Here is a 13,230-nt window from a genome sequence, read left to right as displayed (position 1 = left end):
CAACAGACTGCTCACATCTCATCCAATTCAGAAAACAGTCAGCGATGACGGTTCCAGGAAATGGCCAGAGGAATCGTCGCGAACGGAGCGAAGATCAACGCAAACAAAACAGACAATCCCAGGAAACCGATCCAGTGATCCGGTGCTGACGGTTGTTGAGATAACCAGAGCTCGAACAGAACCAGTCCGGAGATGCAGAACAGCAGCGCGGCATAGCAGGTCCGATTTGAAATCAAGGAACGTTTACCAGCATCCAGGTAGGCACCGATGGTGGCACTGATCAGCACCAGCGAAACAACCGAAACCACGATTCTTTCGAATAACTCCAGAGCCTGATAATACCCACTCGCGCGCAGCATCTGACCTGTTACCATGAACGCGATAAAGCCCACAACCATGACTCCCACAATCATGTTGCAGACCCACTGACGACCCGTCCAGCAGAAGGAGAGGAAGTTCGCGGCGATAATCCAGAACCCCATGATGGTGACGCTGGTATAGATCAGGTTTTGTCTCACACAATCATTCAAGTCGTATGTTGAGTAAAATATCGTAGTCCCCTGTATCATTAAAAACCCGACGTAACTGAGCAGCAGGCCCAGTTGAATCAGGAACATCGAAACCAGCAGGGTTTTCGCCATGTTCGCGAACAGCGTGGCAGACAGTTCACGATCCGACAGCGGAGTCATTGCCAGGAAGCGATTCATTTCCGTATTTCCTGTCCCGACCAGACTGCCTGCCAGCATGATTACAATGCCAATCGCAGCGATGCCCGAGAGCACCAGGGTGGATGCCTGAAATGTTCCTGAAAGCTCCAGCAGATTATTCAATTCAGGGCTGCTGGCATCATACGTTGACGTGGCAGCCAGATTCACAATCAGGACTGCGACACCAAATAGCATCCCGCCCACAATGACCGCGCGTTGACAGGAGCCACTCCAATGCATGCGCGCGAGTGTCATGCGCCGTGAGCGGGGGACCGACATCCGTTCGGGAACCGCTCCTGTCAGAACAGCGGTCAGCCAGAACTGCGCCTGATCCCACTGAGGAGACGGTGTGGCAGCACCATTTCGAATTTTCGAATAGGCGCGCACTCCCCCCAGCCAGGCAACCACACTGATCAGTTGCAGCGTGACGAATTCAGTCAGCGTCACATGACTCCAGGGCACGATCCCTTTTGTAAAACCGTGTGGATTATAACGGGAGACGAACCACAAAAACAGCAAACTAAAGGCAGTCATCCATCCCGCCAGTTTCAGAAAACCGGGAGCGTGCATACTCCAGAAACAGTGATAACCGACCATCACCAGCGTACAGAGAAACAACAGCGGCCCCAGCACGGGCCAATAGTCGGCGAGCCAGTGTTCGTCAAAAAATACCAGCCGATACAGGCCATTCGTGACCAGGCTGAGCAGGACCACGATCCCCACTGTGGAAAACATCAAGCCGCTGGCGATCCGGGCAGAGGAAAGCGGCAGGCCTCGAATCATCAGCTGCGAACCATGCAGGGCATGCAGACAGACGGCAATAAAGGTCACCCAGGATGTCGCCAGAAACGCAAAGTGAAAACTAAACGGCTTCACACTGCTGGAGTCCGCCGGCCCCTCCAGAAAGGAAATCAGTTCACGAAACGATAGCGGCCCCAGCACGAGCAGACAGACCGCCAGCACCGCCGCCAGCCAGGCACGCTTCGTATATGTTTTTGAGATTACAAAAAGCAGATGTGTCATGATTTCACCACAAACTCATTGATCCGAAATTACAATTGAAAATAACACACATCACCGATGCCGATTCCACGAGACCGCCAGGGGAATCGTGGCGAAGGGGGTGACCAGCGAAGTCAGTACAACGAAAACCAAAAATCGCATACTATTAATTCCCAATGCACGAAAGAAGAAATTTGAATTCCAGATTCGGTAAAACACGGAATGATATTCATCGCCTGTAAGTGAGCTGCAGAACCAGACTGCGGTCAGCAAAAACAAAACCGCCATCAGCACACCGGTTGCCGTAATCAATTTTTTTCGATATGCGACTAAATAAGCGGCAACCGTTCCTCCCAATATCGTAGAGGCTAATGTCATGGTCAATCCGTAAAGCAAGCCGGTAATGGCCTCAGATTGAATGCAGGCGCTGATCAGAATTAAAGCAAAACACAATCCGCCAAACAGGAAAAGCACCATTAGATAGAACCATGTGCGACCCGTCCAGAAAATCGATACCATGGTAGAGGAAACTCCCCATAAAATCATCGCAGAGAGAAAAAGAAAAGGCACGAGATTCTCTGACGTTGCGCTGACGTAAGCTTCTAAATACAGCATATTCAATGGGGATGCAGTGAAATCGAAATAATGAATAACGATAATATGACTAAGCAGACACCCCAGCATCAGACAGGACCAGACAATACAGACCGTCTTGACCAGATTTCGCATCAGAATGCCAGAAAAATCTTGTTCTGACAGCGGAACAGCACTCAGATATCGTTTGAGTTCTATGCGACCGGGACGATGAATCCCGTCGCCCAGCAGAAACCCAATCAGAAGTGACGCAAGTAAAAATAAAGAACTGGTCACCACAGAGATACTTTGGATATAACTCCAGAAAGCGGCCGTCTGACCTCCTGGCACATAAGAGAGTTTGAATAACAGAAAACTCAGTAACACTCCTGCCACGCTACAATAAAGCCCCCCGATGACCACCGCAGGGCGACAGGAGTCGCACCAATGCAATCGTACCAGTGAGCGATGCTGCGAACCGAATTCCACACGACGATTGATGAGCGTTCCCGATAAAAGTGCATTCCAGCAGTCCCTCAGCCGCGACCATTGCGGGCTGGGTACAGCAGTACCCGATCGGACTTTCTCAAACGCACGTGTTCCCTGATACCAGGCAACGCTGTTAACAACCAGCAAGGTGAACCAGTCCGCAAGAGTGACATGATTCCAGGGTACAACCGGTTTTTGAAAACCGTTGGGAAAATAACGTGAGGCAAACCACCAGCAAAGCGCAGTGACGAAACTGATACAGAAGAGACTGCCGGTTACACTTGGGGCAAACCTGCTCCAGAACAAAAATTGGCCCACCAGAACGAGTGTCATTAAAAATAATAATGGCCCCAGTAATGGCCAATAATCGCTGAGCCAGTTTTGATCGAAAAAAAAGAATCGATACAGCCCGTTTGTTACCAGATTCAGGATCAAAACAAGACCGACCGTTAACAGTATCAATCCACTGAAAATCGCAGTTGAGGAAACCGGCAGCCTCACCACAATATTCTCACATCCCTGCAGGGCATGGACGCAAATTGCGATAAAAAAGATCCACGACAATCCCAGGAACGCGAAGTGGTATTGAAACGGATCTGTAGAGATACCGTAAGTCCCCAGTTCTTTGATCGACATCAATCCACGAAATACAAACGGTACGAGTACAAGCACGCAAACCGCCAGCACCGCCGCCAGCCAGGCACGCTTCGTAAACGTTTTTGAAACAACAAAGAACTGATGCATCATCGTTTTACTCCTGGGCAGAAGCGCGTTGTGCCGATTTCATGCGGGCGACGAATATTTCTTCCAGTGTCGGTGCCGCTTGATCGAGGATCTCGGCTTCCAGCTGTTCCAGCTCTGTTTCCAGTTCCTGTTTCTGACCGTTACAGACAATCTTCCATTCTCTGCCGGAACCCGACCACATCAGCGCGCCGGTCAACTGCGGGAAAAAGGGCTGCGGTTCCAGGAAGCGGATCGTCAACTGGTAATGTGAGACGAGCACTTCATCCAGTGGACTCGTAAGCAACAGTTTGCCCTGATCGAGAATCGCGATGCGGTCGGAGACGCGTTGTACTTCGTCTAACAGATGCGAGGAAAACAGCACAGTCCGCCCTTCATCGACAACCGTGCGAATGATGGCATCCAGAATGTCTTTACGGACCACCGGATCCAGTCCGGAAGACGGTTCATCCAGTACCAGCAGCGGCGGTCGATGTGCCAGCGCGACGAGCAGACCGGCCCGCGCCAGTTGGCCGCGTGACAGAGTGGGCACTTTCTGGTTCAGTGACAGCTCAAACATGATCCGTAGTTCTTCCGCGTAGACCGGGTCCCACTTGGGATAGAAGGCCCGCGTGAATTCAATCAGTTCGCGCACCGTCATCCAGGCCGGCAAATCCCGGTTTTCGGAGAGATGCCCGATCCGTCCCAGTACGCCCGGCGGGTCAGCCACCGGGTCCAGGCCAAACACACGTACGCTCCCCTGCTGCGGCTTCAAAAAGCCCAGCACATGTTTCAGCAGCGTGGTTTTGCCGGCCCCGTTTTCGCCGACCAGTCCGAACACACAGCCTTCAGGCACAGACAGACTGACGTCGGACAACGCCTGTTTCTTGCCGAACCGACGACTTAAATTGCTGATCTCGATGACATGTTCGCTCATTTTACGACCTCTTGATGTGAATCAAATTTCTGGCTCCGCTGACGGAGTAATTTCAACAGGGTCTCTTCATCTACGCCCAGTTGACGCGATTCGGTCAGCAGGGCATCCATGCGTTCGTTGAGGATGCGGCGTTTTTCTTTATTGGACAGGGGGGAAACGCCATTAGATATGAAAACGCCAGCACCGCGTTTCGAGATCACAACCCCTTCGGCTTCCAGCTCGCGATAGGCTCGCGCAACCGTATTGGGGGTGATCGTCAGCTGCTGTGCCAGCCCACGGACGGACGGTAATTGCTCATGGGCCTCGAGACGACCGGAGGCCACCAGAAACTTGACCTGGTTCACGACCTGCTGATAATAAGGCGTGCCATCCGCTTCGGATAATTGAATCTGCATTGGAAAACCCTCTTTCAGAACTGTATCAACACAGTAATACAATTATCAGACACTGTCAATCAAATTATTTGTTTATTCTTCTCGGTGTTTTTTCACAAAACATATTTATTCAGTAAATCAAAGCCTCGGTAAATCGATGCTTGCGGAATCGCTCTGCGGGCTGCAGAATGAAAAGAGAGTCTCTTCTGATTGTTCTAAATTCTTACTGTGAAAGCCTGTGCTCATGATATTTACTGGCAGACGCCGCTCTCCGCTGGTACTGGTATTGCTCCTGATCTTCTGCCCTGCTCTCGGTTTACGGACGGAAGCAGCGCAGAAACCCAACGTGCTGTTCATCGGCACGGATGACCTGCGCTGCGATCTGGCCTGTTATGGGCATCCCCTGGTGAAGACGCCGCACCTGGATCAACTGGCTGCCGAAGGCGTGCTGTTTAAACGGGCGTACTGTCAACAGGCGCTGTGCAATCCTTCGCGGGCATCCCTGATGACGGGCCGCCGGCCGGACAGTCTCGAGATCTGGAATCTGCCGAAGCACTTTCGTGAAGGCGATCCGAACATTGTCACACTGCCTCAATTGTTTAAGCAGAACGGTTATTTCACGCAGAACATTGGCAAGATCTTCCACAACTGGCGACAGAAGATCGAGGGCGATCCCGCTTCCTGGAGTGTGCCCGCCGTCATGCATTATGCGCGGCACGATGATGACCAGCCGCTGTTAAACGATAACCGGGAGTTGCCGGTTAACCTGGCGAAAGCACCGCGATCTGAAAGTCGCGACGTACCGGACTCGGCTTACTTTGATGGTCGCATCGCCGATCTTGCCGTCAAAGCGCTACAGGATGTCAAACAGAAACAGCAGCCGTTCTTTTTAGCAGTCGGCTTCTGGAAACCACATCTGCCGTTCAATCCACCCAAGAAATACTGGGACCTGTATAATGACAGCCCGATTACCGTTCCCGATAATCCCCAGCCTCCGAAAAATGTACCCGATGTCGCGTTGCATGACAGTCGAGAAATTTTGAGAGCCGTAAAGGGAAAACTGACGGATGCACAGATCATTGAACTGCGGACTGGTTACCTGGCGGGCATCAGTTACCTGGATGCGCAGATTGGCAAAGTACTGGCGGAACTGGATCGCCTGGGCTTGCGCGAGAATACAATCATTGTGTTCTGGTCCGACCATGGCTTTCATCTGGGCGAACATGGCCTGTGGTGCAAAACGTCCAACTTCGAAAACGATGCACGCGTGCCTTTGCTGATCGCGACGCCTCACATGCAGCAGGCAGGTAAGACAGCGGACGCACTGGTCGAACTGCTCGACATGTATCCGACGCTGATCGACTTATGCGGACTCCCCTCCCCCGGAAAACTGGAGGGCAAGAGTCTGGTGCCTGTGTTGAATGATCCGACACAGGCAGTCAAACCAGCCGCCTTTACGCAACATCCGCGGCCCGCGTACTACAAAAAACAGCCTGAAAACATGGGCGTCTCGGTCCGCACGCCCCGCTATCGCTACACCGAATGGCGGAATTTCAAAACCGGCAAGGTCATCGCACGCGAACTGTACGATCACACCAGCGATCCGGAAGAGAATACGAACATCATCGACGAGCCTACCGATCAAGCCCTGTTTCAGGAAGCGGTCAAACTGCTGGAAGCACAGTTTCCGCGCAAAAAACATAACCTGCAATAAGAAAATAATCCACGTCGAACCTGTCAGAATAGAACCAGCATAGACTGCTACTTTACGAACAGTTAAAGTGAGTGTCAGCAATTCGCCTCCTTACCTGTTCTTCGGAAATTGTTCTTCAGAATTATGGGAAGCGATTTAGATGACCGAGAGAGAACCAACCACTGAGACAACGGCCGCGACACCAGAAACCAGACACATGCTTGCCCCCCTGATTCACTCGCTACCGGTTGCAAGTGTCGTGTATGTGTTTCTGATCCTGGGTTTCGTTCTGTCAACGATTTTGTTTCTGGTTCAGCTTCGTTACGAAGTCGAACCGGGAATTCTCTTGATCGATTCCCGTAGCGGTCGCCTGGTCGTCTTTGCCCATTTAGCGCGGGCCTGTGCCTGCCTGCTGCTGTCCCTGTCTCTGCACAAGTACATCGCCAGCCTGCGTCGTATCCGCGGGAATGCACCGGATGCGACAGACCGGTTTTTCAAGGCTTCGCGTTTCCTGTGGAACACACTCTGCATCTGCGCGCTGCTGGTTGTAGGTTTCGGGGTGTGGGCCTTTGATGTGAGCCGGGACCCGGCTGCAGATTTTGCCAGCGGCGTCGAAACGTATGCCGCCCCGCCCCAGGCGGATGCGATCGTTGAATTTTACCTGGCGGAAACCAGTCCCGGGGAAGGATTAGAAGAACACGTCATTCCCGCATCGGGGGATTCCATCTGGCTACCACAGGAACCAGTATTATCCAACGAACACTTTCTGGAAGCTCAGATCAATCTGGACCAATACCAAAATCGCAACATAAATGTGAAATTGAATCAAGAAGGCGCGGCGTTGATCTCGAAAGCAAGCCAGAAACATCGCTCGAAGCCTCTGGCAATTCTGGTCGATGGAAAAATTATCATGGCCCCGACCATTCATGATGCCGTTGGGAGTGAGTTCACTATCGCTGGAGCCATATCTCTCGAAGAAGCAGAACGGATCGCACGCTCTCTCTCCCGCAAGCAATAATCCCCCCGTATCAGCTCAATTCAACAATTGGTTTTCCACTGGGAAGAATCGGCATAGGGCGGCCGCTGTGGTCGAAGAATTCGTGGTTCTGGTCGATACCCAGGAAACGATATACGGTCGAAAGCAAATCGTTGGGATCAAGCTTGTTATCTTTTGCGTACGCACCGTTGGCTGTAGTGGAGCCGATGACCTGCCCCATCTGCATACCGCCACCGGAAACCAGGACCGACATCGCGCCGGGCCAGTGGTCGCGACCGGGCTGCATGACTTTGGAACGGGTCCCTTTCTGCGGGTTGATGCGGGGCGTACGACCGAATTCGCCGCTGACGATGACCATCACCTTTTCATCCAGGCCGCGCTCGTAAATGTCTTCAATCAGGGCAGAGACCGCACGGTCAAAGATGGGAAGGCGTCCGCGCAGGTCATCATAGAGGTGACCATTCACGGCGTGGATATCCCAGTTACCGGCGCAACCTGAAACACCCGGGTTCTGCATCTGCATCGTCACGAAACTGCTGCCCGCTTCGACCAGGCGGCGGGCCAGCAGGGCACGCTGTCCCCACTTATGGCGCCCATATTTGTCACGAGTCGCTTCACTTTCCTGCGTGATATCAAACGCATCGCGGGATTTATCACTGGTTAACATATCCAAAGCACGGCTGTTAAATTTGTCGATGGACTCCAGCGAACCGTTCTGATCCAGATCGCGGCGCATGTTGTCGAAAGAAGACAACAGTGTCACGCGGTCATCCAGGCGGTCTTTCAATTTATCGTCCAGGGTAATATTGGGGACGCGATAGTTTTTCGCATTCGGGTCGGAGCCCACGACAAAGGGGAGTGCAGACTCGCCCAGGTAAGCACTGCCACCACCGTACACGTTGGGTTGGTTTCCGATATAATTCGGGATGCCGATATTCACATGATCGCGCATTCTGGAAACGATGGGACCGATCGTGGGAAATTGGGAAGTGCGTTCCAGAGGTCGTAAGGGATCGCGACCAGACAGAAAACGACCTGCCCCGCCGGCATGATTCGCGAAGCCATGAGAAATAGAACGGATCAGCGTGAAACGATCGGCTACCTTCGCATGCAGGGGAAGCTGCTCGCAGATATCCATGCCCAGGACATTCGTATGTATCGGATTGAATTCCCCCCGATATTCAATCGGCGCGTCGGGTTTCATGTCATACGTTTCCATATGACTGGGGCCGCCTTGCAGCCAGATCAAAATCACCGAGGTATCAGGGGTCGATCCTGAAGTCGTAGCCGCCGCGGCTCTCAATCGCAGCAGATCCGCCAGACCCAGCCCCCCCAGGGTCAGAAAACCAGACTGGAGAAAGGATCGTCGGGAAAGCGTCGCCTGCATCAGATTTGCTGGATCTTTCATGTTCAATACCTCAGCTAGCTGATTATGGGTAGGAAGTTCAGGTGGGGTGTAAACAGACTCGCTTTGCTGCCTGTTATTACTGGTCGACAAAGCGACCAGAACAAATCATTTCAAAGTTCACTTATATATCATATCAAATCAAATTCCTGCCCACAAACCTTTCCTGCTAAAACCGTGTTTTCCGTTCAAGCCCGGGGTTTCACCAGACCATAAATGACTAATACCAATGCACTTAAATTGTTTTTACTTTGATTTTCGCGCAACGGATTTGTCAGTTCTTGACAAGCTGGCTGGATCGAACGTGTTAATCTGCACAATCGAAACAGCCTGTGTAACCTGCTTGCCGAAGCTGAATAACGGGGCTGTGTCTCGACGAATATTGGATTCTGGACAGGAAATGACTCGTTATTGTCTCTGGGAGAAGATAGAATTGACCGCCAATCAAGTGATTGAATACCAGAACGAACATTTGGCGTACGAGGTGCGTCTACGTATCTGTCTGTTGTGGTAACAGCGAAAGAGCGATCCATCAGTAACCGGAATTGAACCAGTGACAGTGATATCCGTTCGATTCCGCCATTAAATTTTGAGACAATTAGAGATTATCGAAACAGAAGGGTGAAACAGTGGCCACTGCCAACGAAAAAAACACGCAAACGAAGACAATCAATGGCGCTGAGATTCTGGTTCAGGCATTGGTGCGGCAGGGCGTGAAAACCATCTTTGCTTATCCCGGTGGTTGCAGCATGCCGTTACACCAGGCTTTAATGAAATACAAAGACGATATCCGCACATTACTGCCCCGCCATGAACAGGGGGGCGGATTTGCTGCTCAGGGGATTGCCCGCACGACCGGAGAAGTCGGCGTCTGCATGGCAACCAGCGGCCCTGGTGCCACCAACCTGGTAACGGCACTGGCAGATGCCAAGCTGGATTCGATTCCCATGGTGGCCATCACCGGTCAGGTGCCTCAAGCTGTCATTGGCAGTGATGCATTCCAGGAAACTCCCATGGTGGAAATTTCCCGCGCCATCACCAAACATCATTATATGGTGACTGATGTGAAAGACGTGGCCCGGATCGTGAAGGAAGCATTCTTCATCGCGAACACAGGGCGCCCCGGTCCCGTACTGATCGACTTCCCCAAAGACTGTCAGTTGGCAACACTGGATGCAGAACCCGATTACGATCCCGAAACTTATCTGCCCGGCTATCGCCCGGAAATGCGTAAAGCGGCTCCCGAACAGATCAAGCAGATTCTGGCAGCCATCAAACGTTCCAAAAAACCGGTTCTCTATGTTGGTGGTGGAGCCATTATTTCGGACGCTTCCGAAGAACTGGTCAAGTTTGCCCGCCGAACAAATATTCCCGTCACCACCACCGTGATGGGGCTGGGCGTCTTCCCGGGGGAAGATCCCCTGAGCCTGGATATGCTCGGAATGCATGGCACGGTCTATGCGAACTACGCCGTCAACGAAGCAGACCTGCTACTCGCATTTGGCGTACGCTTCGATGACCGTGTGACTGGTAAGCTCGAAGAGTTTGCCAAACACGGCAAGATCGTGCATGTCGATATCGATCCTTCTGAGTTGCAGAAAAACAAGGAAGCGCATATCCCCATCAATGCCGACCTGAAACATGTACTGGCCTCGCTCAACGAAGCCATTACCGATGACGACCTGCCACAGGTCGACAGTTGGCTGGCACAGTGTAAAGAGTGGAAAGAAAAATTCCCGCTGAAATATCCTGAGCTGGGTGACGTGATGTCGCAACAGTATGCGATCCATGAACTCTGGCAGCAGTCCAAAGACAGAGACCCCTACATTACCGTAGGCGTTGGTCAGCACCAGATGTGGGCAGCCCAGTTCTACAAATTCAACAAGCCCCGCCACTGGCTCAGTAGTTCCGGACTGGGAACGATGGGCTTCGGACTGCCCGCTGCAATGGGTGTGCAGGCACAGTTCCCCAATGACCTGGTAGTCGACATCGACGGCGATGGCTCGATGCTGATGAATATTCAGGAACTGGCGACACTGCATACCGAGAAGCTGCCTGTCAAAATCCTGTTATTAAACAACCAGCATTTGGGCATGGTAGTGCAATGGGAAGACCGTTTCATGGAAGGTCGCCGTGCTCATACTTATCTGGGTCCGGTACATCATCCGGAATGGGAGGGGAAAGGATCCGGGGAACATGCCGAAGACACCTATCCCGACTTTGTCTCCATCGCCAAGGGTTTTGGTCTGCAGGCAAAACAGGTACGATCCAAAGCAGAATTCCCGGCGGCTCTCGCAGAAATGCTGGCCTCGGATCAACCCTATCTGCTGGATGTGATCTGTACCTACCAGGAACATGTATTGCCTATGATTCCCAGTGGTGGTACTGTGAACGATATTATCACCGAGTGATCAAATACAGTAAACTGAAATTTCATTCCCGGGCCCCTCAATTACAGATTGACGGGGCTCGTGTTTTTTGGGCATTGAGAAACAGGGCCCCCACCTGATCTGACTTAGCGAAATTAATCTGATTATTTCAGGAAGAAACAAACATGTTCATTGCAGCGCAAATCCCTCAGGAATCCGGATACCTGGTCGGTTGGGGATCACTGGCATTGATCAATGCCGGCCTGGCACAGGGGAAGAACCGCAGTGGCCTGGCCTGGTTTCTGCTCTCTTTACTACTGGGACCAATTGCCACTTTTATACTCGTCGCTTTCTGCAACAAATTACCCGGGGTCCCGTAAAGTCAAAAAAAATCTCTGCACCAGGGTGGAGAAACATTCTGGTAGGCCGATAAGATAACAGTGATAGAGTTTTATTCTGCTACCACGTGAGGAAACCATGAGCCAGCAGAGACAGATCGGCGTGACGGTCTTACCGGAATACCTGCAGCACGAGGGAGTCGAGGCGGTTCTCGATAATCTCATGAAGCGCGCAGGGATCACGGCAGTTTCAACTTCTCCTTATGTAATGCAACTGGCTGACGAGCAGACGGGAGTTCGTGAGCCCCCTGCCGACGCCGGTGCCGGACAGGTCCGCCTGCTGGACCGCCCGCTGTGGGAAGGGAAGCGGGAACTATGGGTCAAAACCTCACCCAGTTTCGTCCCCGATCAATCACTTTACTCGGGGCTCCGCTATCAGCCCGCGCAAGCAGATGATCTCACTCACAGCGCAGGCCATGTCGTCGCAGAGTTGATTGAAGCCGCACAGGAACGGGGACTGGAAGTCTATTTCCAGGTCCAGGCTGCGATTCCCCCCGGGTATCGCGTGCAGTTTGGCGGACCGGTTGAAGAAGACATCCCCCGCCTGCCTGATGGATCACTGCCTCGCAGACGGGTTGCGAATAACGGCAGCCTGGCCAGTCCCCATATCATCGAATACCAGCATGCGTTGATTCGTGACTTACTCAACCAGTACCCTGATATCGACGGCCTGCGTTTTGACTGGCCGGAGTATCCGCCTTACTTTCTGGACTCTGCATTTTTTGATTTCAGTGACCATGCCCGGCAGGCAGCAAATCGCCTGGGTTACAATTTTGAGCATATGCAGTCAGATTCACAGGCGTTGTATCAGAAACTCAATGGGGGCTTGACGAATTACGATCTGGAAACCTGGCTCTCGGAAGATAATCAGGCCGCGAATTTCCCGGTCTGGCTGAACGACCATTTTCCCGGAGCCGCTGAGATGCTGCTGATGAAAGCCCAGCTTTCCAAAGAACTGCTGGCGGGTTTCCGGAACACAATGGACGATTGTGGAAAACCGGGTGTCGAACTGGCACCCAGCGCGTTTCCTCCCCCCTGGTCGATTCTGTCGGGTATGAATTACTCCCTGGCTGCAAAGTACTGTAACTCGGTGAGTGTGAAACTGTATGGGATGCACTGGTCGATGATGCTGCGTTCGTACGGCGATCAGATGCTGGCGGCCAATCCTGGCATCTCCGAATCACTGCTGGTCCGCGCCCTGTTCAAGTTTCTTGATATCACGGACTGGGCACACCCGACACGCCTGGCAGAAGTTTATTACCCGGGCCCCGATCAACCCCACATCGCAGGGCCGCTGGCACAAGAGCGAAAAATTCTGGCTGCCAGAAAACTCGCACGCCCCATGCCCATTTATGCACTCGCGCACGGTTACGGCCCCACAGAAGATTTTCGAAAGCGAATGCAGGTGGCAACCGACATCAGCCCGGATGGTGTCTGGATTAACCGCTACTGCTATCTGAACGATGACAAACTGGACATCATTGGACAGTGTGCCGTCGGCTGCAATACATAAACTTTGCAGAAAAACAGAACCTGCTTGTGATCTTCATTCAATTCTCAGCGCCA

General features: G+C 52.4%; 10 protein-coding genes. 5 read left to right on the top strand and 5 right to left on the bottom strand.

What is annotated here, in order from left to right:
* Positions 1–38: 38 nt before the first annotated feature.
* Genes ACN0YH_RS10880 through ACN0YH_RS10865 form a run of 4 tightly spaced genes read right to left on the bottom strand, consistent with a single transcriptional unit; the run spans position 39 to position 4,823 of the window.
* On the bottom strand, positions 39–1,730 hold the full coding sequence (locus ACN0YH_RS10880; RefSeq protein ID WP_417379600.1) for a hypothetical protein: 1,692 nt from the start codon (positions 1,728–1,730) through the stop codon (positions 39–41).
* 51 nt (positions 1,731–1,781) lie between these two features.
* The gene (locus tag ACN0YH_RS10875) at positions 1,782–3,518 is read right to left on the bottom strand and encodes a hypothetical protein (protein ID WP_417379599.1); all 1,737 of its coding nucleotides are present in this window, start codon (positions 3,516–3,518) and stop codon (positions 1,782–1,784) included.
* Between the two features lie 4 nt (positions 3,519–3,522).
* Positions 3,523–4,428, bottom strand: coding sequence for an ABC transporter ATP-binding protein (locus ACN0YH_RS10870; RefSeq protein ID WP_417379598.1), 906 nt, complete (start codon positions 4,426–4,428; stop codon positions 3,523–3,525).
* Complete coding sequence (locus ACN0YH_RS10865) at positions 4,425–4,823, bottom strand: GntR family transcriptional regulator (protein ID WP_145232043.1); 399 nt, start codon at positions 4,821–4,823, stop codon at positions 4,425–4,427. The genes ACN0YH_RS10870 and ACN0YH_RS10865 overlap by 4 nt, the downstream gene beginning before the upstream one ends.
* A 223-nt stretch (positions 4,824–5,046) precedes the next feature.
* Here ACN0YH_RS10865 and ACN0YH_RS10860 point away from each other — a divergent pair, with 223 nt between their 5' ends.
* Positions 5,047–6,516 (top strand): sulfatase, encoded by a 1,470-nt coding sequence (locus tag ACN0YH_RS10860; RefSeq protein WP_417379597.1) that lies wholly within the window; start codon positions 5,047–5,049, stop codon positions 6,514–6,516.
* A gap of 139 nt (positions 6,517–6,655) precedes the next feature.
* The gene (locus ACN0YH_RS10855; RefSeq protein ID WP_417379596.1) at positions 6,656–7,513 is read left to right on the top strand and encodes a SecDF P1 head subdomain-containing protein; all 858 of its coding nucleotides are present in this window, start codon (positions 6,656–6,658) and stop codon (positions 7,511–7,513) included.
* Between the two features lie 10 nt (positions 7,514–7,523).
* Here the strand turns inward: ACN0YH_RS10855 and ACN0YH_RS10850 are convergent, their stop codons facing one another.
* Positions 7,524–8,900 carry a DUF1501 domain-containing protein gene (locus tag ACN0YH_RS10850; protein ID WP_417379595.1) on the bottom strand — a complete coding sequence of 459 codons (1,377 nt, stop codon included), beginning with the start codon at positions 8,898–8,900 and terminating at the stop codon, positions 7,524–7,526.
* Between the two features lie 626 nt (positions 8,901–9,526).
* Between ACN0YH_RS10850 and ilvB the strand changes: the two genes are divergently transcribed.
* The 3 genes from ilvB (at position 9,527) to ACN0YH_RS10835 (ending at position 13,177) form a co-directional block, all read left to right on the top strand.
* The gene (gene ilvB / locus ACN0YH_RS10845) at positions 9,527–11,308 is read left to right on the top strand and encodes a biosynthetic-type acetolactate synthase large subunit (RefSeq protein WP_417379594.1); all 1,782 of its coding nucleotides are present in this window, start codon (positions 9,527–9,529) and stop codon (positions 11,306–11,308) included.
* A 143-nt stretch (positions 11,309–11,451) separates the two neighbouring features.
* Complete coding sequence (locus ACN0YH_RS10840) at positions 11,452–11,646, top strand: hypothetical protein (protein ID WP_417379593.1); 195 nt, start codon at positions 11,452–11,454, stop codon at positions 11,644–11,646.
* Positions 11,647–11,743: 97 nt separating this feature from the next.
* Positions 11,744–13,177, top strand: a complete 1,434-nt coding sequence (locus tag ACN0YH_RS10835) for a hypothetical protein (protein ID WP_417379592.1) — start codon at positions 11,744–11,746, stop codon at positions 13,175–13,177.
* Positions 13,178–13,230 lie beyond the last annotated feature (53 nt).

Source organism: Gimesia sp., from assembly GCF_048262075.1.
Taxonomy (GTDB): domain Bacteria; phylum Planctomycetota; class Planctomycetia; order Planctomycetales; family Planctomycetaceae; genus Gimesia.
This window is presented reverse-complemented; position numbering and strand designations above follow the sequence as displayed.